The sequence below is a fragment of the Alkalibacterium sp. m-11 genome (assembly GCF_054658155.1).
In genome coordinates this window covers 1-399 of the sequence record NZ_BAAGIR010000385.1, presented here as the reverse complement: position 1 = coordinate 399, position 399 = coordinate 1, and the positions used below count along the sequence as shown (strand labels likewise).

Genomic DNA, 399 nt, shown 5'->3' with positions numbered 1-399 from the left:
CTGAAAAGGGCGTTCTATTTGTGTGTCTTCTTACAGTGTTTCAAAGAAATTCATACCAGTGTTCCATTGCCTTCCTCCTACATGCTCGATTTAGAGGCTGCCCTGACGTAAAAAGGGCAAATTCAAATCACTACGGAACAACGGGTTATCATCCCTTAGTGGCTTTTGATGGACTGACTGGTCTGTTTCTAGGTGCCGAACTTCGTCCGGGCAATGTGTACACGTCTAACAATGCAGAGGTCTTTTTAAAAGATATTATCCGACAACACAAGCAGCACTCATGTGATATGTTTTTAACTGTCCGAGGGGACAGTGGCTTTGCCAAACCTGAGATCTATGAGTTATGCGAGCAAGAAAAAGTGAAGTATATTATTCGTTTAAAAGTCAATGCACGACTGA

General features: G+C 42.4%; 1 pseudogene. It reads left to right on the top strand.

What is annotated here, in order from left to right:
* Positions 1 to 128: 128 nt before the first annotated feature.
* A pseudogene (locus tag ACYQ2O_RS12905) lies at positions 129 to 399 on the top strand (transposase); the annotation flags it as partial.